The 20116-nt window shown below is 43.6% G+C and carries 20 protein-coding genes; 4 read left to right on the plus strand and 16 right to left on the minus strand.

Annotation, left to right across the window (positions count from 1 at the left end; all coding sequences use genetic code 11):
* Position 1: 1 nt before the first annotated feature.
* The 3 genes from D0466_RS03280 to D0466_RS03290 all read right to left on the minus strand — a co-directional run bounded on the left by D0466_RS03280 (position 2) and on the right by D0466_RS03290 (position 4658).
* On the minus strand, positions 2-2080 hold the full coding sequence (locus D0466_RS03280) for a hydantoinase/oxoprolinase family protein (protein ID WP_117321126.1): 2079 nt from the start codon (positions 2078-2080) through the stop codon (positions 2-4).
* A gap of 310 nt (positions 2081-2390) precedes the next feature.
* Positions 2391-3065, minus strand: coding sequence for a Crp/Fnr family transcriptional regulator (locus tag D0466_RS03285; protein ID WP_117321127.1), 675 nt, complete (start codon positions 3063-3065; stop codon positions 2391-2393).
* A 384-nt stretch (positions 3066-3449) separates the two neighbouring features.
* Complete coding sequence (locus D0466_RS03290) at positions 3450-4658, minus strand: CynX/NimT family MFS transporter (RefSeq protein WP_117321128.1); 1209 nt, start codon at positions 4656-4658, stop codon at positions 3450-3452.
* A 193-nt stretch (positions 4659-4851) separates the two neighbouring features.
* On the opposite strand from D0466_RS03290, the gene D0466_RS03295 reads away from it, so the two are divergent.
* Together D0466_RS03295 and D0466_RS03300 are read left to right on the plus strand one after the other, a co-directional pair.
* Complete coding sequence (locus D0466_RS03295; protein WP_117321129.1) at positions 4852-5616, plus strand: uracil-DNA glycosylase family protein; 765 nt, start codon at positions 4852-4854, stop codon at positions 5614-5616.
* A gap of 456 nt (positions 5617-6072) precedes the next feature.
* Positions 6073-6366 (plus strand): hypothetical protein, encoded by a 294-nt coding sequence (locus tag D0466_RS03300; protein WP_117321130.1) that lies wholly within the window; start codon positions 6073-6075, stop codon positions 6364-6366.
* A 487-nt stretch (positions 6367-6853) separates the two neighbouring features.
* Here the strand turns inward: D0466_RS03300 and D0466_RS03305 are convergent, their stop codons facing one another.
* The 3 genes from D0466_RS03305 to D0466_RS03315 all read right to left on the minus strand — a co-directional run bounded on the left by D0466_RS03305 (position 6854) and on the right by D0466_RS03315 (position 8251).
* On the minus strand, positions 6854-7198 hold the full coding sequence (locus D0466_RS03305) for a spore coat protein (RefSeq protein ID WP_117321131.1): 345 nt from the start codon (positions 7196-7198) through the stop codon (positions 6854-6856).
* A 15-nt stretch (positions 7199-7213) separates the two neighbouring features.
* Positions 7214-7495, minus strand: a complete 282-nt coding sequence (locus tag D0466_RS03310) for a ferritin-like domain-containing protein (protein ID WP_117321132.1) — start codon at positions 7493-7495, stop codon at positions 7214-7216.
* A gap of 84 nt (positions 7496-7579) precedes the next feature.
* Positions 7580-8251, minus strand: coding sequence for a YitT family protein (locus D0466_RS03315; protein ID WP_233522519.1), 672 nt, complete (start codon positions 8249-8251; stop codon positions 7580-7582).
* Between the two features lie 177 nt (positions 8252-8428).
* Between D0466_RS03315 and D0466_RS03320 the strand changes: the two genes are divergently transcribed.
* Entirely contained in the window at positions 8429-9844 is a 1416-nt protein-coding gene (locus tag D0466_RS03320) for a S8 family peptidase (protein ID WP_117321133.1), read from the plus strand.
* A 374-nt stretch (positions 9845-10218) separates the two neighbouring features.
* On the opposite strand, the gene D0466_RS22035 is transcribed toward D0466_RS03320, so the two are convergent.
* Positions 10219-10389, minus strand: a complete 171-nt coding sequence (locus tag D0466_RS22035; RefSeq protein WP_158555798.1) for a hypothetical protein — start codon at positions 10387-10389, stop codon at positions 10219-10221.
* Positions 10390-10561: 172 nt separating this feature from the next.
* On the minus strand, positions 10562-11404 hold the full coding sequence (locus tag D0466_RS03325) for an oxidoreductase (protein ID WP_117321134.1): 843 nt from the start codon (positions 11402-11404) through the stop codon (positions 10562-10564).
* Positions 11405-11773: 369 nt separating this feature from the next.
* Between D0466_RS03325 and D0466_RS22480 the strand changes: the two genes are divergently transcribed.
* On the plus strand, positions 11774-11926 hold the full coding sequence (locus D0466_RS22480; RefSeq protein WP_199484495.1) for a hypothetical protein: 153 nt from the start codon (positions 11774-11776) through the stop codon (positions 11924-11926).
* A gap of 87 nt (positions 11927-12013) precedes the next feature.
* On the opposite strand, the gene D0466_RS03335 is transcribed toward D0466_RS22480, so the two are convergent.
* From D0466_RS03335 to D0466_RS03370, 8 genes are all read right to left on the minus strand, one after another.
* On the minus strand, positions 12014-12721 hold the full coding sequence (locus tag D0466_RS03335) for a TerC family protein (RefSeq protein WP_117321136.1): 708 nt from the start codon (positions 12719-12721) through the stop codon (positions 12014-12016).
* 400 nt (positions 12722-13121) lie between these two features.
* The gene (locus D0466_RS03340) at positions 13122-13718 is read right to left on the minus strand and encodes a malonate decarboxylase holo-ACP synthase (protein ID WP_158555799.1); all 597 of its coding nucleotides are present in this window, start codon (positions 13716-13718) and stop codon (positions 13122-13124) included.
* A 14-nt stretch (positions 13719-13732) separates the two neighbouring features.
* A complete protein-coding gene (gene mdcD, locus D0466_RS03345) occupies positions 13733-15427 on the minus strand; it encodes a biotin-independent malonate decarboxylase subunit beta (protein WP_117321138.1) in 1695 nt (564 codons plus the stop codon).
* Positions 15411-15716, minus strand: coding sequence for a malonate decarboxylase subunit delta (locus tag D0466_RS03350; RefSeq protein ID WP_117321139.1), 306 nt, complete (start codon positions 15714-15716; stop codon positions 15411-15413). Before D0466_RS03350 ends, mdcD begins: the two co-directional genes overlap by 17 nt.
* Before the next feature lie 18 nt (positions 15717-15734).
* On the minus strand, positions 15735-16598 hold the full coding sequence (locus D0466_RS03355; RefSeq protein WP_117321140.1) for a triphosphoribosyl-dephospho-CoA synthase: 864 nt from the start codon (positions 16596-16598) through the stop codon (positions 15735-15737).
* 2 nt (positions 16599-16600) lie between these two features.
* A complete protein-coding gene (mdcA, locus tag D0466_RS03360) occupies positions 16601-18262 on the minus strand; it encodes a malonate decarboxylase subunit alpha (protein WP_233522520.1) in 1662 nt (553 codons plus the stop codon).
* 53 nt (positions 18263-18315) lie between these two features.
* Positions 18316-19245, minus strand: a complete 930-nt coding sequence (mdcH, locus tag D0466_RS03365; RefSeq protein ID WP_117321141.1) for a malonate decarboxylase subunit epsilon — start codon at positions 19243-19245, stop codon at positions 18316-18318.
* Between the two features lie 108 nt (positions 19246-19353).
* Positions 19354-20025, minus strand: a complete 672-nt coding sequence (locus D0466_RS03370; RefSeq protein ID WP_117321142.1) for a GntR family transcriptional regulator — start codon at positions 20023-20025, stop codon at positions 19354-19356.
* Positions 20026-20116 lie beyond the last annotated feature (91 nt).

The following is a 20116-nucleotide window of genomic DNA, read 5'->3' on the forward strand; positions in this document are numbered from 1 at the left end:
TCTATCGCTCCTCCTTGTCGTTACGGGTAATTAGTAAATGGCCAAACTCATTCACTGCGACTTGCCAACCTGGTTCCACTACAGTAGTGGTATCATATTGCTCAATTACAGCTGGTCCGGAAAGCATCTCGGAAATGGGTTCTGTAGGCCGGTCGTATACCGGGCAATTTACATAATCACCGAGATCGTTTATATATAATGGACGTGTGAACTTGAGAAAATCGCTCCATTTACGATCCGAGTATTGCCTAGGGCGCTGCTCTGGCGGTGCAAGCTGCCCAAACCCCGTCACCCCGATGTTTACAATCTCAACCAATGATTTGTTTTCGTAGGAATATCCATACTGATCCTCATGGGCAACGTGGAATCCCTTTATAGCATCAGCAAGTGTATCAACAATTGACCCCTCCACTATGGACAGGGGTACACGAATCTCATATGCCTGGCCAACATAGCGCATATCAATAAATGCTTGCACGCGAATCCGATCGATTGTAAATCCTTGGCCTTCAAGATCCTTGGTAACCCGGTCACGTACTTCCACAAACTCTTCGTCCAACCGGCTACTGTTTAATTCATCTTCTCGTTGCACATCGGTAATGACATGATCGACTCGAACATCAGAATAAAGAAGCCCTGCTGCCGCAGTAGCCCCTGGTGATGTCGGTACCAGAATGCTCCTCATATCAAGTGCATTAGCAACAGGAGATACCAAGAGCCCCCCTGCACCGCCAAACGGGAATAATGCGTAGCTGCGGGGGTCGCGGCCCCTCCTGACAGATACTACACGAATGCCTGTTGCAATGTTTTGTGTTGCGATTTCTAAAATGCCTGCAGCTGCTTTCTCAACAGAAAGCCCTAGAGGGTCTGCTATCTTTGTTTTGATCGCTTCATAAGCCGCTTGCCTGTCCAACGGAATTTCACCGCCCAATAAATAAGGAGGGATCCGACCCAAAACCAGGTTTGCATCTGTAATTGTCGGCTCTGTACCTCCCCTTCCATAGCAAACAGGACCTGGGGTTGATCCCGCACTCTGCGGCCCTACCCTTAATGCCTTACTTCCTGCAAGCCATGCAATAGATCCACCGCCTGCTCCAACAGTTGTCATGTCGATCATAGGAGCCTTTATATCATAAATATCAATCTTTCCTTCAGTTAATAAGCGAGGGATTCCCCCTTCAATCAATGCCATGTCGGTGCTGGTTCCGCCCATATCCAGGGTTAATACATCCTCTATGCCTGCAGCATTGGAGATGGCGGCAGCCGCAATTACTCCCGCAGCAGGTCCTGATAGCGAAGCGGCGATTGGCCGTTTAATCAACTCGCTCGCTGTCGCAACCCCTCCGCTTGATTTCATCACATAAAGCGGAGCTTGTGTTCCAGCTTCTTTTGTCCTTTCTCCAAGGCGGTCAAGATATGTGGAAAGTAGCGGCATTAAGCCCGTGTTTAAACAGGTTGTCAAAGTGCGCTCATACTCGCGGTATTCCCGGATAACATCGGATGAAATCGAAACAAAACACTCGGGATATTCCTCCTGAATGATCTCCCGTGCCCTTTCTTCATGGGCTGGGTTCTGATAGGAGTGAATAAATGAAACCGCAATTGCTTTTACTCCAAGCTCACGATACTCCCGTGCGGCGATTCTAATGCCTTCTTCATCCAGCGGGCGTAGCTCTTCACCTCGGTAATTAAGTCGTCCATCCGTTTCTCTCACCAATTCCAGGGGAACGATGCGTGGAGGTTTAATCCAATAACTTATCGCCCCGAATTCTCCGGGAACATTCTGGCGTGCAACTTCCAGCATATCCCGATATCCTTTTGAAACAATGAGACCAAGGCGAGAATACTTTGCCTCCAAAACAGCGTTTGTTGCGACTGTTGTCCCATGCAGCAGCATTGAAATATCTGTAGCGGATACATCAATTTCTTCAAGAAATCCTTGGATACCATTGAGGAAAGCTTGAGAGGGATCTTCAGGTGTACTCGATGTCTTTAATACTTTTTCCTCACCTGTAATATCGTTTAAGGCTACCAAATCTGTAAATGTTCCCCCTGTATCAATGCCTATTCGCCAACTCATTCATTTCTCCCCTTTCACTAGTCTTTTAAAAGTGCAGATCTGATGAATTAATTCTATACGTGCCGGGTATTTGCCTGCCTAGCAATACTTTATCATTGTCTTTTCGATCAATCTGTTCATTAGTTACATATGGTGAAAATATTTAAAATTTTAAGAATATATTTACTTTTTACAGAAATCTATTTAAATTGTTTCTTGATGGGCAAATGTGAAACTCATAAATGCCAAAAAAGCTTGGAAAATAAATTTTCCAAGCCAAACTAGTACCATACTATTTTTTTCGTTCGAACTTCAAAACAAGTGGGTAAAATTACCCAATTCCCATATCCGCCACACGCTTAAGCGCCGAAAAGTCGTTAATGATAATGGAACCCTTGCGAAGACTTACAATCCCGGTTGAACGCCAGCCGTTAAGGACACGGGTCACCATAACCCTGGAAGTACCCATCAAGGCAGAAAGCTCCTGGTGGGTACTTACAAGAATCCGGGTACCTTCCGGCTTACGCGCGAGCATTTCTACCAGGATTCGGGCTAAACGGACCTCCGAATGATCGAAGGTTATCGTCATCATTTGATTGCTTAACATCCAAACCTTATGGGCCATTGATTGCATTAATGTAAAGACAAATTCAGGACGGACATTGTTGATCTTTTTTATGGCTTCTCTGGAAAATACGCTCACCTCTGTGTTTTCCACAGCTTCACCTGTGTACCAGTGGTTAATTTGTTGGAAGAAAGGGACATCTGAAAAAAACTGTCCAGGTTCAGCGAAGGCCAATACTTTCTCGATACCATCTGGACGAACAATGGTCGCCCGCACGTGACCTGTATGTACATAGAAAAAATGATGTGCAGGCTCGCCTTGCAGGTTTATAATTTCACCCTTTTGAAAATGCCTGGTCGTAACCAATTCACTGACATCCGTGGGAAGTTCTCCGAAACGGCGAGGATGGAATGCTTCATCTACTACAATGCGAATTTCCATTTGGCCACACCCTTCTAGCAAAAACTGACCATGGGGCTAATATCCTTATCTCTGTTTTTGTTGCAAATCCTTCTGTCTTAATCAAGCAACACACCTCATTTATACAAATTTTCAAGAAATTGTGTTTAATCAGGGTGCATAAGAATGATGATGAAGAACTTTCTTAGTAATATCGTATTTTGGAGTTTCTTTTTTCCTTCCGGCCAGAGATCAATCTGGAACATAATTCCCGAAAGAGAATATCTATTTTTCTTTGCATTGTACAAAATACCTATTAGATTAGTCAATTAATTATTCAGTATGTTAAGAATTTAGTAGGTTTTGTTTTAGATCATAATATTACAACTCTATCTTCTGCATCAATTGCTTAAGAACGAAACATTTTTAACTTTTAGGAGTGACATATTTGTCACTCCCTGCACCCATTCCCACAATGAAAAGCAGAACACCACCAACAGTCAATATTAATATAGGGATTGTCCAACTATGCGTCATATCATGGATGAAGCCAAAAAGGGCAGGTCCTGCAGCTGCCAATAAGTAGCCAACCGATTGGGCCATTCCCGATAATTCTGCAGCCTGCTGCGCGTTATGGGTTCGCAGAACAAAGAACATCGTTGCCAAACTGAAAGCGGCCCCTAAAAAAATACCGATGAAAATTACAAATAATGGTGCTAACCAAGTAATCCCGCTAAGAAGCCCGATGTAACCCAAGATTAAACAACAAACAATGAATCCGACCAGTCCCCGTTGGCCGGAACTGCGTGCAGCTAATATCGGCACAATAAATGTGGCCGGCAGGCTTACAAATTGTGTCAAGGATAATAGCCATCCAGCCGTTGAGTGGCTGATTCCCTGCGAATGAAGAATGGATGGCAGCCAGGTGACCACCGTATAAAAGACTGTCGATTGCAGGCCCATAAACAGGGCGACCTTCCAGGCAAGGGCGGAATGCCAAAGCGATGTTCCAGAACGCTTTATCGAAATACCTGGTTGATTTGACACCCTTAACTGCGGAATCCATAAAAAAATGGACATAATGGATAAGAGGATCCAGCAAACAAGTGCAGTGCGCCAGCCCAAACCTAATCCCTGAGTGATTGGGATGCTAACTCCAGAAGCTATGGCCGCCCATAAATTCATAGAAAGAGAGTATGTTCCTGTCATAAGCCCCACTTTTTCCGGGAATGCCTGTTTAACGAGACCCGGCAAAAGCACATTGCATACAGCTATCGCAATCCCGAGCAACGCCGTACCGAGAAATAATGCATAGAGATACGGAACGTAACGAAGAAAAATTCCCGCCGCAAGCAAGAACATAGCTCCAAATATCGTGTACTCCAATCCAAATCGCCTGGCAATTATGGGTGCAAGCGGTGAAATAGTAGCAAAGGCAAGTAACGGGATCGTTGTCAACATTCCTGCCAATGTATTGGACAAGCCCATGTCCTGCCGAATCGTTTCGATGATAGGCCCAACACTTGTGATGGGTGCCCTTAGGTTTGCAGCTGCAAACACGATTCCCAAAATTAGTACAATAATGCCGACACGCGAGGAAACGCGTGAATCCGGTATTTTTTCCTTCGCATTCATGATAATCCCCCATTTAAATAAACGTACCATTTCTGAGAAATGATAAAAAGTGTTATGAAAAGTATACCACTTGTTTTTATGATATGAACATGTAAAACTATAGACCGTATCTGAGCCAGTACTTTTGGAATTAAGTGATAGAGGGTAAATTCTGTGAAGCCATTGAAGGTTTCAAAAAGGAGGCATTTCTTAATTGTCCTACAGGGAACCGCTTTTTAAACAGTATTACAAAGCAATCGAACAATTGCCGCAGCAGGCGGAATTTACTAAAAAGGATTTACTGACAGCGCAGTTCTTACTGGAGAAACAAGAGGATTTGGAAATGTATTATTCACCTCATAATGAATTTATTAACCACGAAGCAAAAATCGCCATCGTCGGGATTACTCCCGGATGGACACAGATGAAAAAGGCCTTTGAACATGCTGCCCAAAGCCTTCGTCAAGGTTTTTCCAGCTCAGACGTTCTTCGATCGGTAAAACAGGCAGCCAGCTTTTCGGGTACAATGCGCACCAATCTGATTTCTATGTTAGACAGGTGCGGTGTGCCTCAGGCAATTGGTTCGTGCGGCTCAGAATCGTTATTTTCCGACAAATGTGATTTACTTCACACTACATCTATAATTAAATATCCCGTCTTTTACCAAAACAAAAACTACACTGGCCACCGCCCAAAAATTGACCAATCCCCTCTACTGACACATTATGGTTTTGAGGTATTCCCAAAGGAAATGGAAAAACTAAAAAGCTGTGCCCTCGTTATTCCATTGGGCAAAACTGTTGAGCAGGTTTTTACTGCCCTTATTAGAGAAGAAAAGCTGCCGCTGCACCATTATCTTTTTGGCTTTCCCCACCCTTCCGGTGCAAACGGGCATCGGAAAAAGCAATTTGATGCCAAGGTCCTATCCTTCCAAATGATCGTCCAGCAATGGGCAAAAAATTTTAATTCGATTAATTAAGCTGCTGGAAGCTCTCAGCCACAAGAATCCAGTCTTCAATGAAAGAGTTCCAATAAATTAGCCCTGCGCCTTACCACCAAAGGATGAAAGGCGACAGTTGTTTGAAAGCCGGCTACCATGCCACACTCCACGGAGGGTTTTCACTTCCGCTTCAGTCTTCCCGAAAAAAAGATTGGACCGCAACGTTCCCCAGACATAAAATGAGCTGCGGCTGCTTCTCCAGCAGTTGTTGGCCGAGGTGCATCATGCAGATTTGTTTCCCGCTTCACAACATCTTACTGACTTTCAAAATCATTAATTTCGGTTAGAAAGTTAAAAAATACTAAATGGATTTCTCTTCGTCGCCATTAAGTATGTTTGAGGAAAATGGTAAGGATACAGGCAAATACCATGATTATTTACTAAAAGTGGGACAAACTAAGGATAATTTCAATGTAATAAAGGAGTTCATATGTGATGGAAATCAGGATTGAGAATCTGATGCAGGAATTGCCCGAATTTGATACTCATGATGAAGCAAAAGCATGGTTTGAGGAAAAATATCAGGACCGGTTCGTTTTAGGCAGTACCGATATAATGGAGGGAACCAAGGTCTATTACTACCATTTAGTGAAAGAGCCGAATGAATATAGAGACTATATGGCCAACGTATCAAACGGAAGCGACGAGGGTATAGAAAGCATGCAGCCTTTCTATAGTTACTCCACCATTGAAATTGCTGAAAACGGTGGTATTAGCATCAGTTTATAAGGCTGCAAAATAATTGAGGAGCTAATCTGCTCCTCCTCGTTCATTAATAATAACCCTGTTTACGGCATGATTACTGTAATCAATACTGCAAACGCTCGCGGAAAGGTTTTGCCCCTTTTATTTTTGGAAGGACACTTGATCTTTAGAAAGGAGGTTTGCCGTCAGATTTATTAGTATGGTCGTCTCTTTCTTGGTTTTGTCGCCGGATTTTTAATTTGGTCGGCAACCGGGGTTTCGTCGTCATATTTATTAGTTAGAATCTATATAAACCTATTAAAATGATCCCCTGTTTGAACATCTTGCATCTGTTTTCCCCTTCTATCTCATTTAAAGTTTTATGTCTCATGCTAAAAAATTTGCTGAACCTCTCTTTTTTGTTTCTGTCTTTTTAGATTCGATGCAGATTAAGACGTATCATCTAACCCGTGTTATTGTTACACCTTTGATATAAAAAAACCCGGTATCTTATTGGATACCAGGTTTACCATCAATACGGGAACTGTGAAGAATAGTTGCTGAATTGCTTATAGGCTTGATCAATTTTTTGCTGCTCTTCCGCTTCGAGCTTGTACCATCCATTTTGGAACATGATATTATACATTTCACGGCAGCTATCATGGGTTTCCATCAGAATTTGAAGCATATCGGAATACAGTTCTTTATGGCTCGCTTCCCGCACAGCGACATTAAGGCTGTCTGTCAAATATTTGCAAGTACTAAGGCCATCATTGATGAAGTCCCGGTCATTCATGTCTGGACTCTTTACTTTCGGCAATTGTCCTGTTTGGGGATTTGCAATTTGGCTGTTCTTTTTTGTTTGCTCGTTTTCCATGATTCAACCTCCAGGCTATTTGGATGAATTCTTGGCCTGTTTCGGGCTAGGAATATTAGCCATTACATCATCATTATTTACTTGCAGGTGTGTTAATAACCTCTCAAAATGCTTTTGATGCATTTTTCCCGCACGATCCAGTGCTTCTTTAATGTTCGAATCGCTTACAAGTCCAGCTAAAAAATGAAATTTCTTAAACGCAAGAAGTTCCCATGATAATGCATCTTTTAAATACAGTATGTCCTTGGACGTGATGGCCCGGGGCGGGTTGGGGATAGGTGGTTGTTGTGTGTCCAAACAGACGGCTCCTTTCTAATGTTAATACGTATAGAATGAACAGATCAGTGGTCCGTTATGCAAACGCAGGCGTTCCCAGTAACATTATTTTCTACGCCAAGCCACATCCTGAAACAGTGAAAATCGAATTTTATACGTGTTTACGAAGTCGATGATCTTCGTGGATGAAAATTGGCAAATCACTGCGTATATGACGATTTTAAAATCAATGATGATCGCCGTCAGGATAAAAATGGAGATATTCATCCAGAACATTGCTTTTCCAGGAGACATTTTTTTGTACATGGCAAGCACGAGTGCAAACACAACCATTCCCCCGCTGGATGAACCATATCGAATTAGTATTCCAACTCCTGCGCCGTAAAATAAAGACCCGCATATAAGATCCATTATTATATTCCATTCCGGGATGTACCAAAAAGCTGTAACCCAGTTTACTGTAAAAGAAGTGACAGAAACAGAAAAAATCGTTCGCAATGTCCATTGATAGCCGAAATATTTTAGTGCTAATGTCAAAGACATTAAATTTGCAAACCATAAACAAACCCCGATCGTCATATGAAGGAAGTGATTCATAAGGATCGCAATTCCAGCAGCTCCCCCGGAAGGAATGGAGTTAGGAAATAAAAATAACGCCATTCCAATTCCTTGAATGACAGCACCTACAGTTAAGTATCCATAAGAAATGATTTCCCAATAAAACATTTCGCTTAATGACCGATTATTTCTTTTCCCCTTTTTTGACAATGTCTTCATTGCCTCCGTTCACCATTCAGCCGCCATTTTCACTCCTTGTCCATATTATGAAAAACTGCGGCCAAATATGTTGAATTTCCAAATCACCCTAAAATCAAAGGCACCATACTTTTCCATCGTTAAAATTCAGTAAAAATAACAGGCTAATACTATTACTTTTTAATGAGGTGTACGGTGATGGGACGAATGAGACAATATGTAATAACCGGTTCTATTCTTTTAATGGTTGCAGGTGGAGCCGCGCTGATGATCAGAGAAGACAATCTAAATAAAGATGAAAATCCAGGGACAAACCGTTTTAGTGAATCCAATCCAAGGCTGCTAAATGATGGAACCAATAGTGAATTATTGAAAATCAACAGCCTGGAGGACGGTAATAACCTGAAATCACACCTTCGTACGCATCCGGAAATCACCCTTATAAAACATAATGCGGCCGATGAAAGCCATTATCATGAACATCAGGTAGCCGTAAAATTCAAACGATATCCGAGTAACCGGGAATTGTATGAAATCAATAGAAGGATTCAAGGCAAAATAATCAAAACTTATAATTCCACAATTGTTTTCCGGTCTGAAAGATTTAATACAAACGACTTGCTGCAACATTTTAACCATCAGGAGAATGTTGATTTTGCAGAGCCCAATTACATCTACCTTCAAAATGAAGAAAACCTTCCTAATGATTCGCTGTACCGCCGCAGGTATCAGTGGAACCTGCCTGCCATTCAAGCAGAAGAGGGCTGGGATATATCACGGGGAAGCAAAAATGTTGTTATCGCAGTGGTAGATACTGGCGTGGATTTGGACCACCCGGATTTACGGCGGAGAATCATTTCAGGCTACAATGTAGTGGCAGAGAATCATAATCCCGATGATGACAATGGACATGGCACTCATGTAGCCGGCATCATTGCTTCTGAAACAAACAACATGCGCGGGGTTGCTGGTCTGACCTGGCACAATAAAATCATGCCCATTAAAGCCATGGCTGCAAAAGGCTATGGAAGTGCTTTTGATATTGCACAAGGGGTTATTTGGGCAACCGACCACGGTGCCGATATCATTAATTTAAGCTTGGGAAATTATCAACCCTCTGCTGTCATGCATGAAGCCATAGAGTATGCCTATAAAAAAAATGTTGTGATTACAGTGGCCGCCGGGAACGATAATACGGACCAGCCAAGTTTTCCTGCCGCTTACCCGGAAGTGCTTTCTGTGGCAGCTGTGGACAATCAAGGAAATAAAGCACCCTTTTCCAACTACGGAGAACACATTGATGTAGCTGCACCTGGAGTGGAAATTCCTAGCACCTATTTTCACAAGCAGTATGCCGCCCTTTCAGGCACATCTATGGCCTCTCCGCACGTAGCCGCACAAGCGGGACTGATAAAGGCTGAAAACCCGGATTTGAAAAATACGGACATCATGAATATCATTACAAATACTACTTATGACCTGGGATCTGCGGGCAGTGACCCATTTTTTGGAAGCGGGTTAATCGATATACGGCAGTCTCTTCGCAATGTGAGACAACCCGAAGAGGAACAACGCGGCAGTTTTGCTGACAAACTAAAAAGACTTCTTCAATGATGGATATCAAAAATCAGAGTGACCTCCTTTGGGGAATAATAAGCCGGCATGAAATCCGGCTTATTATTTTTGGCTTTTAATAATGGATTGAACTCCAGCATTTACGTTGCTAAGGGAAAGGATGGGCTTTTTCCCAGCTCGGGTCAACAAAGTCATTTACGGGTACCCCTGACTATAATCACGTAGTCCGATCAATTGTAATTAATTATTCAATTTTAGATGTGAATGTCGGTATCATTCACAATGGTGTAAAGACGCTGCCATCGATTAAGACATATTCTGTTCCGCCTGAGGCACATGTTAAGAGAAATGATAGGCAACCATGCCTCTCGATTAAGATATTACAGAAAAAAATAAAGCGCCATTATGGCACCTTATTGATGATTTTTATTTTGAGTGTATTGTTGCTCGCTTGAGTTCATTCCAAACGTTTCTTTTACCGCATCCGCAATCTTGCTTGTGGCACGATTAAGGCCTTGCACCAAGTCGCTTTTATGATCATTTGCGGCATTACTGTTGCTTTCATTAGAATGCTGGTTTTCCATAGATTTCACCTCCTGGTAATAGGATGCGACATATAAAGTTGATTATCCAGAGATGACAAAACAATGTTAACATTCCGCAAACCATTAAGTTTACATAATATTTTTATAGAATACTGATATTGTCACCATTCTATAAGCTTCGTCACCCTAATTAATGTTGGGAAAAGATCAATTATTTGTTCAATCTCTTTAATATCATCCTCTCCCATTTCTTCCATGAAAGTGTATTCCTTAATAAGATCCCAAGCTTCACCCCTTTTCCAACAGGATAGCGTAAATCCATTTCCTTTTGCATGGATATATCCGCAATCTTGATGGCAACCTCTTTGGGGTCCCCGTATGCTTTCTCACTCTTTTGTATGTGACTTTCGATTTTTTTCATAAGCTCATGATAAGGTGACTCTTCGAGTAATGATCTTGCGGTAATTTGTTTGCCAGTGGTCCAAATGTTTGTCCGGTACGAACCTGGCTCAACAAGTGCTACATCAATGCCATAGGGCTTCAATTCAAGCCTAAGACATTCACTCCATCCTTCTACTGCAAATTTTGAAGCAACATACGGTGACATGCCAGGGAATCCTATTTTGCCGCTAATGCTGCTTACATTAATAATTTTTCCTTTACCCTGTGACCGCATGATTGGAATAACCGACTGTGTGACCGCAAATAATCCAAATACATTCGTTTCAAACTGTTTCCTGTATTCCGCGACAGGAATTTCTTCTGCAAAGCCTGCCCCTGCGTATCCGGCGTTATTAACTAAAATATCAACTCTCCCGATCGATTTCACAAATTTGCTAAACCTTTGAATAGAAGTTTCTGATGTCACATCCAATTCCTGGATTTCAATATTACCGCTTACACCTATTTCCTGAGATTTAACAATCAAACTGGCACCTTTATTAACATTTCTCATCGTAGCAATTACACGAAAGCCTCTTTTCGCAAATTCCAAGGACGTCAACAAACCAAAACCACTTGACGACCCTGTCACAATCGCAACTCGATTCACCAAAAAAACCCTCCCTTTTTGGGGGTCAGACCCCCATTACGTTAACATGTTAAAGCGACGGGGGTAAGTCTCCCAACACGTTAATGCAGTACAACGACGGGGGACTGACCCCCAAGGCGGTAATGCAGTACAACGATGGGGGACTGACCCCACAAGGCGGTAATGCAGTAAAGCAGCGGAGGAAAGACCCCTCTTGTTTATGTGATAAATTTATATGGAACAATGATAAAGTGATAAGTAAGAAAATTGTACCATTTTATTGAAAATTTTTATGTAAAAAGCTAACTTTAATTGAAAGATACTAAAGGGTATTTTTTACTGAGTAACACACATAATAAAAAAACAATCCTATTTGCATGAGGAATCGATGAAATGATTAACAATGATGAGGCTCTTATATTTTTAGAGGAAATCGGGCGTTTGATTAATGATTACTACAGGTGTGAAGACCATGAAATCAAAAATCAAATATTTAAGGATATACAGCTCTTGGCCAGTGCGATTTCTCCTGAAACCACTGATTGATTTATACTCTACGGCAGTCAGATTTTAAGCAAATAAAGTAAAAAAAAGAGACTTTTCTAGTTTTTCAAAAAGTCTCTTTCCATCGCTTTATTGAAGGTTTTCCTTCAGCTTCATTTCCTTTTTTCTTTCTTTTTCGTTTTCCACTTTTTGCTGTTTGAAGTTTCCTGCAACAAGCACACCTATTACGATGAATGCTTCAAAACCATATTTCACTAATGGGTTCGCGAAATAATCGTGCAAGAACGGCTCGTTTACAATCATCTTGGATGCAGTCCATCCGAGTATACCGGCACCGATTGTAACGATGAATGGGTATCGTTCAATCAGTTTCAGGATCAACGTACTTCCATACATAACTACCGGAATGGATACAAGCAATCCTATGATGACCAAGATCATGTTGCCGTGAGCGGCTCCCGCAACAGCCAGGACGTTATCGAGTCCCATGAGGGCATCGGCGATAATAATCGTTTTGATGGCACCCCACATCGAGTCAGCTGCTTTTACATCGTGCTCTTCTTCATCTACCAAAAGCTTATAAGCAATCCATACTAGCAGCAATCCTCCAACCAAGTGCAAACCAGGCACATCTAAAAGCACTACTACGAGCAATGTGGCGATGATCCTGATTACAATCGCACCAACCGCACCCCATACGATTACCTTCTTTTGCTGCTCTTTTGGAAGTTTTCTCGCAGCAAGGCCAATCAAGATCGCGTTATCGCCGGCAAGAACCAAATCTATCAAAATGATTGATAAAAGTGCTGCAAAGAATTCTCCTGATAAAAATTCCATCAAATTTCCTCCTTCTACTCTGGATATCCACCTACTGACTAGCCTTTTAAGGCTCGGCAGCATTTTGATTGCCCTTTTGGGTTGGGAAAGCTTAAATTTTTCCTTTTAACCAAAAATAAAGAGACCCATGCCATATAATGGCAAAGGTCTCGCTGAGCACTAATTCAATAGGCCAATAAAGCCGGTGGAAAAACCACGTAATGACGACTTTATTTCAGGTCTCCCTGACGCTACTCCCCTTCACGGGAACTGCTATTAAATTCGAGGGCTGACCACTTCCTCCTTAGGAAGAATGGTTGTCCGTCTATGAACCTATGTTTTTATTATACCAAAAATTTTTTTATAGTAAACTAAGAAAATTAATCTTTTACATAAAAAAGCTTTACCACACTAATATGGATCACTTTTGAAGTTCAAAGAGATCTACAAGTCGCGGACCATGCTTAGTACGCAATAAAACATGGCTGTCTCCCCGCGAAAATTCCAAAAGGGAAATGGCTCCCTTTCCCGTTTCAAGCTGGACATCCAGCCTGACATCCAGCTCGCAAAGGTCTTTCAAAATTTGCCTGGCTTTCTTTATATCTATAAATCTAGGAATTACTAAATCCAAATCACTGGAAGTATTGACAGTAGGTACGCAGGTTGCCAATTCGAAGCCAACGCTGCCTGTTGGCCCCCAGGTAACTGAGTGCTTTCCCATAATTTCATTAACCTGTAAAAGCGCGCTTAGCGCTGCTATATAGTGAATTCGCTCGCTACGATGCCAAAGTTTATTCTCTACTATTTGCTCAGGCGTGATTCTTTCTTTTATTTTTGCGAATGGGAGAAAGGCTGCGAAACGCTCGCTACGATTATCTCCCCTAATTCCTACCGCAGCCATATCCTTTGTTCCAGATGCCCGGCGCACAACAACATACGGGGCTTTTTTCAAGGAATCGGAAACCCATTCCGGAATCGGATTAAAGCTTATCAGGTCCTGGCTAACTTCAAGTTTCAAAAGATCATGCGGATTTAGCTCCATTGTTTTTCCAGCAGTTCACGAACTTTAATAGATGCAGTACGTCCGCCATTCAAAGCTTCTTGCGTCTCAAGACGGCTCTTTAAATCAATCGGCGAGGATCGGATTTTGTCTATTGCTGATATCAGGCTATTTTTTACAGTTATGATATCTTGTTCTTGCGGCACGTCGGCATTGATTCCGTCTAATAGTTCGTCCACTGCCCCCAGCTTTGAAAAAGAGGCAATGTCATAAGCCATAGCCGGTACTTCGCTCGTAGCTTTTTCAAGCTCTGCAATGGTCCGCCGGGTGATACGGGCGGCAGACTGTTTGGACATGGCATGAACGCTTACACCTTCGTCATTTAAGGCGATCAATTGGTTTGATTGATACCCATGGGCTAAGAATGCTCCGGAAATGGCCTTGCCAACGATCAATGAAATAACCGGATGCCCTGCTAGCCGTGCCGTTGCATAAGCATCAACCGCTGCTGCACAGGCTAAATGAATACCTAGAAGTTCTTCGCGATAGCCATATGCCTGGCTGGGAACGTCAACAATCGCAACAATGGCCCGGCGACTGTCTTTATTCCTATGACTTTCAATAATGTCACGAACATATTTGGCAATGGCCCATCCCTCATCCAGGCCGACTTCACCGTTACGGGCCCTTGGAAAACGGTTATTAAGATCCGGAACAACCGAAATAAAAGAAACGATCTCATCCGCTAATAAAGCTTCCCCATGCACTACGGTTGGAATTTCACTTTCAAGGTTCGCCATGCCCGTCAAGGCTGTAAGCCAAGTTCTTCCACGGCTTTCTGTGATATTGGACCGTGTTGGAGAAACAGTTTTCTTTTCACGAATTTCACCCTTGTCCATTTTTCTCCATAGTTCCCGTACAGATTGTGGAGTTGTACGTTCGAAAGGATCAATATGGCTCAAAAAATTGCGGTACAAATCTACTTTTTCGGTCCTGCTTTTCTCTATTTTTTCCACTGTTAAGGCAGCTGCGATTGCCGCTTTAATCTCGTCCATGTCATCATTTGCCAATACATCAGCGAATCCGGTTTCGACACGCTGTGTTCCACCAATGGTTCCCCATATAAGGGGGCGGTTACTTGAATCAAATTCTTTGATACCCGCCTCTTGCTCAATGACTTCAGGTCCATTGAGGCCAAACCGGGCTTCTTTTGTCATAATAAGGTGATTAAACAAGGCTGCTGTAATCGACATTCCGCCGAAGGAGCCCACATCACCGGGGATCACGCCGACTACATTCACATACTTTCGCAAAGCAACAACAGCAGACTGTATTTCTGAAATGGCCAGCAGCCCATAATTTGCTTCCTGCAACCGCACGCCGCCGGTATCAAATAAAACCACAGCAAAGGTCTTCTTCCCCAATTTGTTATCGCGTAAAGCCAGCTCCAGGGCACCTGCAATTTTTGCACCCGAAACTTCACCGATCCCTCCGCCCTGGAAAGCCCCTTCTATTGAAATGACAACTGCCGGTTTGCCGCCAATTTTCCCTTTGACAATGACTACACCATCATCACTTTGTGGGACAATCCCTTGCGGAGGCAAATGTGGAGACTCCAGGCCATCAAAAGGACACAGCAATTCGCGGTGGGTTCCTTCATCCAATACAGCCGCAGCCCTCTCCCTTGCATTCAATTCGATAAAGCTCACTTTATTTATCACAGCCATGCCCGCTCACCTCCAATGCCTGTGCCAGCCTCAGATTCACGACTCCAGGAGTCGCCCCGAAATCATTAATCGTTACTTTAGCAGCAATGTCATTCACCGTAAAGAACCGGTCCAGCACAAGTTTCCATACCTCCCCGAACCCTTCACTGCCTGTCCTGATATGAATATGTGCCCTTCCCGAATCAGAAGGCTCGAGTAAAACTTCCAAATCACCGGATCCGACAACACCGACATGGGAGCGTTTATGAATCACCTTTGTCGCTTCGTAATCAAAAGTCAACGTTTCCAAGCCCTACACCTCCGTTACTTATTTAAATCTTGTAGAAAGGACATGCAGCCGGTCTAAAAATAACGCGGCAGCCAGCAAATCCGCACTGCCTCCGGGTGAAATGTTGTGCGAAACAAATTCTCGGTCCAACTTCCTCATCGAATCATGTCCAGCTTTTGAAGAACCGCCGGCTCTCAATATGTTCAAGGCGCCCTCTTTAGCTAGTAAAAGCCCTTCCATTCCGCCCCGATGCAAAATGCATGTGTCATCAAGATTCGCTATCAACATCAGTAAAGCATCCAACCTGGCCTCTGTTTCGGGAATCCCGTCACGCCGGGCATTCCATAAAACAGGAAGCGCTTTTGCAATAACATGGGGAAAACCCATTTGGGCCTCTCCAGCAGCACCAGGCACCCCATAACGGTTTCTCACTTTGGCTCCATTCGTTTCAAAACCGGGTCCAAACCGGTCCGGATAACGAGCAATCGAGCCGGCAGTTTCCGCAATTATTTGTATGGGACTCATCGGACCATGTATCGCTGCACCTGCTATTAACAACCCGAGAGCCCAAATAGCTCCTTTATGTGTATTGATCCCGCCTGTCGCCAGAAGCATGTTATTCTCCCCTCGACGGCCGACTTCCGCTAATTTCTCCCGCAACACCCTTCCAGCGGGGTGACGAAAACTAACTTCAGCCATTTCGGCGAAAGTACTTTGTAAAGCTTCAGCCGAGCGGAGCATCAACCCAATTGACATATCCGAATGGGCACCGGAACTTTCTTGGTCGACCAATCCCGGCTTTGGGGTTAGGAGCGCTTCCTCCTTAAGGGCATCAACCGCCAATTCAGCCAGACGCTCGCTATATGGAATCCCTTTTGACTTACTCTCTGTTATAAGTATCATCTTTACCAGCTCCGGAATTTAGCAGGCGGTTCATAAAGGCCACCTGACCATTCCACTAATTCCTCAACACTTTTGGCAGCTAAAAGTGTCCTTTTGGCATCCGTACGTCGTATACCCAAATCTTCCGGCAAGGCGACCAGGCCTTCCTGGCGCAGTTTTTCCGTTACCCGCGGATTTTGGTTCCTTCCAATTGGGGTTACACCTGCCACTGCGGCGATTGCCTCTCGCCTTTCATCAAGGCTTTCAGCTTTATATAAATATGCGACTCCTTCTTCCGTTACAACATGGGTCACGTCATCACCGTAAATCATCACAGGTGCTTCCGGCAACCCGGCTTTACGCCCCACATCAATGGCATCCAGTGATTCGACGAAAACCGGGGCATTTCCTGATAGATGGGTTTCCACCATTTGTACAACGAGCTTTTTTCCCCGGGCAAGCAAGTCGTCCGTAGTGATCATATCCAGCCAGGCATCCGTGGCATGCCTTCTTCCTCTCGGGTCATGGCCCATATTTGGTGCTCCGCCAAAACCGGTGAGCCTTCCTGATTTTACGGTGGATGAATTTCCGTCCTTGTCGATCTGTAGGGAAGAGCCGATGAACATATCCACCGCGTATTGACCTGCAACCTGGCAAAAAGCGCGATTCGAACGCAAACTTCCATCACTTCCTGTAAAAAACACATCCGGTCGCTGGGAAATATATCTCTCCATTCCGACTTCCCCGCCAAAGCTATGGATGCTTTCCACCCATCCACTTTCAATTGCAGGTATTAAAGTAGGATGCGGGTTTAGTGCCCAATGCTTACAGATCTTTCCTCTCAATCCAAGCTGCTCCCCATAGGTAGGTAATAGAAGCTCAATGGCCGCTGTATTGAAACCGATTCCATGATTTAACGATTGAACATTATGCCGCTCATAAATGCCGCGTATCGCCATCATCCCCATCAAAATTTGCAGTTCCGTTATGTTTCTAGGATCCCTGGTAAAAAGCGCTTCCAGCTGATATGGTTTTTCTGCCACAACAATAAAATCCACCCAGGAGCCAGGGATATCCACCCTCGGCAGCTCATCGACAAGTTCATTCACCTGTACGATGACGATTCCGTCCTTAAATGCAGTTGCTTCGATGATCGCCGGCGTATCTTCTGTATTTGGCCCCGTATATAAGTTGCCGTTTATATCCGCTTTATCAGCGGCAACAAGAGCCACATTAGGAATGAGATCAATGAACAGGCGGCCGTATAATTCTAAATATGTATGGATGGCCCCCACTACTAGCTTGCCATCTTCAATCATTTGGGAGATGCGCAGGCTTTGAGGCCCGGCGTACGAAAAGTCAAGTCTTTCGGCAATCCCTTTTTCAAAAATATCCAGATGCTCCGGGCGCGAGATACTGGACATGATCATGTGCAGCTTATTCACATGATCCGGGTTGATTTGGGCAAGGGAAGCAGAAAGAAAGGAAGCTTGCTTTTGGTTGTTTCCTTCTAAAACAACCCGGTCTCCTGCGGATATTAATTTCTCCATTGCCTCTACTATCCTGTCTGTCGGCAGAATTCGGCCTTCTGCAATTTCGGCGACCTTCGAAAGCCGGGCCGCTTTATCATCCCGCCGTGTCGTCCACGAACGACCGGATGCTCCTCTTATTTGTTTTACATTCAATCCGTTCGTCCCCTTTCCCGTATTAATAAATGAATCTGAATTCTTTAATATCTTTATAATTTTGCTTTTTCCTGCTCTATTAAAATAGCAGCAGTTTTGAGGCCGTTTACCGAAATTGACAGCGAACGCGCACCTTGGAACTCTTTTGCAGCAAGGTCTGTCAGTACTTGTCCAGGAGGCATTTCAATAAAAAGGCGGGCCCCCAATTCAAATAACACACTGGTCGCATCGTGCCAGCGGACCGGATTGGAAAGGCTCAAGGCCAAATCTTCCCTAATGGCCTTTGCATTCCTCAATGGCCGGGCTGTCCGGTTTCCGGCATAGGGGATATCAGGTTCACGTAAAGGAATGGCTTCTAACAATGCTGCCAATTTTACAGTTACTGGCTGCAGCAGCGAACAATGGGAGGGAACGCTTACATTTAACAGAAAGGCCTTCCTGGCACGATTTTTCAGCACCAATTCAAATGCCTGTTCCAACGCCTTTATTTGACCGGCTAGGACAATTTGGTCAGGTGAATTAATATTTGCGATGTAAACCGAATCGTCTGCATTGTTATTTTTCAATACCGATGATAATTCAGGCTGGCTAAGCCCTAATACAACACCCATCCCATAATTATCGGGGAAGGCTTGTTCCATATACTCTCCCCGTTTTTTCACCAATGTGAGGGCCTCTTCAAACTCAAGCACTCCCGCAATGACGGCCGCCCCGAATGCTCCGACGGAATGTCCGGCGACCATGTCGGGAGTTGCCCCTTCCTCCTGCAAAGCTCTTGCAGTTGCAACGCTTGCTGTAAGCAGAGAAATTTGGGCAGCTGCTGTTGACCGTAATTTTCCCTCTGTATCCATTGAAAGAATATCAGTTTTTAATAGTTCGCTTGCTTCCTCCAGGGTGCGTGAAACGGCCGGATGCATAGGCAATTCATGAAGCATCCCGGTTTGCTGCGATCCCTGTCCTGGAAAAAGAAAGGCAACAGCCATGGCAGCCTCCTTTCCGCTCTTCTATAGCAAAATATGAATTGTCGACAATCGACTATATGTCAATCCTAATACTCTATCTGGCTAAAGTCAATAAATTTTCCAAAAACTCTAAATATTACTTCGATGCTGCAACAGTTTACTTTCTACCCTTTGGATTACATTATGATTGTGCTTTTCAAGAAGTGCGCTCGCTGCCTCCATTTCGCTTTTCATCAATAATTCCAAAAACATCCGGTGCTCTTCCATGGACTTCTGGATATGTTCTTCTTGTAGGAAAGACATCCTTTGCAACGCTAGCAGCGGGCGTCCCAGCCTGGAATACATAACCTTTATGATATCGCTTTTGCTCAATTCGATGATTTGCTTGTGAAATTCAAGGTTCAGGCTGGCATACCTTTTGCCATCTCCCTCGATTTCAGCCATTTCTTGTACCAAATCCTGCATTTTTTGAAGTATGCTTTCATCGATTCCACGGGTTCTAATCCTCTTCATGGCAAGGTTTTCAATCATCAAACGCAATTCAAGAAGGTCATAAACTTCCGCCTCTGAATACCCTTTTACAACAGCACCTTTTCTGGGTATTCTCTCTATCAAGCCATCCGTTGCTAATAAATAAAGCGATTCCCTAACTGGCGCCCGGCTTGTCCCAAATTCTTCTGCATAGTTCGCTTCAATAATCTTTTCGCCTGGCTTAAGTTCTCCTGACACAATTTGATTCGTAATTCTTTCGGCGATTTTGTGAGATAATGAATGGTTAAAAAATGAATCCGATTTCGCCATCTTCCTATTTCCTCTCCTTAGACGACTGTCGACTTTAAATCCATCTTATTACATTACGTATAAGGACACAAAATAAAATGTTATGAATCCA

The sequence above is a fragment of the Peribacillus glennii genome (genome assembly GCF_003429105.1).
Classification (GTDB): domain Bacteria; phylum Bacillota; class Bacilli; order Bacillales; family DSM-1321; genus Peribacillus; species Peribacillus glennii.

Bases quoted from the DNA above. Each gene is read 5' to 3' on its own strand.
- D0466_RS03280 (WP_117321126.1), bottom strand. From the start codon at position 2,080: ATGAGTTGGCGAATAGGCATTGATACAGGGGGAACATTTACAGATTTG.
- D0466_RS03285 (WP_117321127.1), bottom strand. From the start codon at position 3,065: ATGGAAATTCGCATTGTAGTAGATGAAGCATTCCATCCTCGCCGTTTC.
- D0466_RS03290 (WP_117321128.1), bottom strand. From the start codon at position 4,658: ATGAATGCGAAGGAAAAAATACCGGATTCACGCGTTTCCTCGCGTGTC.
- D0466_RS03300 (WP_117321130.1), top strand. From the start codon at position 6,073: ATGGAAATCAGGATTGAGAATCTGATGCAGGAATTGCCCGAATTTGAT.
- D0466_RS03305 (WP_117321131.1), bottom strand. From the start codon at position 7,198: ATGGAAAACGAGCAAACAAAAAAGAACAGCCAAATTGCAAATCCCCAA.
- D0466_RS03315 (WP_233522519.1), bottom strand. From the start codon at position 8,251: ATGAAGACATTGTCAAAAAAGGGGAAAAGAAATAATCGGTCATTAAGC.
- D0466_RS03320 (WP_117321133.1), top strand. From the start codon at position 8,429: ATGGGACGAATGAGACAATATGTAATAACCGGTTCTATTCTTTTAATG.
- D0466_RS22035 (WP_158555798.1), bottom strand. From the start codon at position 10,389: ATGGAAAACCAGCATTCTAATGAAAGCAACAGTAATGCCGCAAATGAT.
- D0466_RS22480 (WP_199484495.1), top strand. From the start codon at position 11,774: ATGATTAACAATGATGAGGCTCTTATATTTTTAGAGGAAATCGGGCGT.
- D0466_RS03335 (WP_117321136.1), bottom strand. From the start codon at position 12,721: ATGGAATTTTTATCAGGAGAATTCTTTGCAGCACTTTTATCAATCATT.
- mdcD (WP_117321138.1), bottom strand. From the start codon at position 15,427: ATGGCTGTGATAAATAAAGTGAGCTTTATCGAATTGAATGCAAGGGAG.
- D0466_RS03355 (WP_117321140.1), bottom strand. From the start codon at position 16,598: ATGATACTTATAACAGAGAGTAAGTCAAAAGGGATTCCATATAGCGAG.
- mdcH (WP_117321141.1), bottom strand. From the start codon at position 19,245: ATGGCTGTTGCCTTTCTTTTTCCAGGACAGGGATCGCAGCAAACCGGG.
- D0466_RS03370 (WP_117321142.1), bottom strand. From the start codon at position 20,025: ATGGCGAAATCGGATTCATTTTTTAACCATTCATTATCTCACAAAATC.